The following is a 591-nucleotide window of genomic DNA, read 5'->3' as shown; positions in this document are numbered from 1 at the left end:
GGCGAAGCGCGACAGATCCTCGGCCCGACCGACCAGCGCCTCGATGTTGCCGCGGCCCTTGGCACGGGCGTGCTCGATGCGAAGCGGGAGTGGATCGACGGCCGTCACGTTTCCGGACGGCCCGACCAGATCGGCGACGTGGGCCGCGAGGCGGCCGGTGCCGGCACCGAGGTCGAGCACCCGTTCGCCGGGTGCGATGCTCAAGGGCTCGATCAGAGCGAGGCCGTGCTTGAACTGCGGGTCGCTCGTGCGGTCGTAGGTCGCCGCGAGGTCGGGCGAGTCGAGGGCCAGGTTCACGGTGCCGGCCGGTCGTGGGTCCGCGGACAGGGAAGGGATCGTCATGTCAATGCTCCGATCGTCTGGTCGACGACTGCTCAGCAGGCGGAATGCGACAGCAGCGCGGTGCCGAGGTCCTCGATCAGCGCCACGGCACCCGCGTAGCCGGCATAGCCGCGGTCGATCACCAGGCGATCGCTCGTCGGGAACGACACGGCGAGGAACGGCACGCCGAGCCGTTGCGCCGACGGCCGGTCCAGGCTGCTGCCGATGACGAGATCGCAGTCGCTCGCGCCGATCAGCTCGGCGATCGCG

At 70.7% G+C, this 591-nt stretch carries 2 protein-coding genes; both read right to left on the bottom strand.

The window, feature by feature from the left end; genetic code table 11:
- On the bottom strand, positions 1 to 342 hold a 342-nt coding region (locus ABTU92_RS30125; RefSeq protein WP_408095205.1), incomplete at its 3' end, for a class I SAM-dependent methyltransferase.
- 32 nt (positions 343 to 374) lie between these two features.
- A partial coding sequence (locus ABTU92_RS30120; RefSeq protein WP_408095204.1) for a nitrogenase component 1 occupies positions 375 to 591 on the bottom strand: 217 nt, incomplete at its 5' end.

This window comes from Rhodoplanes sp. SY1 (assembly GCF_046000175.1).
Classification (GTDB): Bacteria; Pseudomonadota; Alphaproteobacteria; order Rhizobiales; family Xanthobacteraceae; genus Rhodoplanes.
Note: the sequence above shows the minus strand (reverse complement) of the source record. Positions and strands in the feature narration are given on the sequence as shown.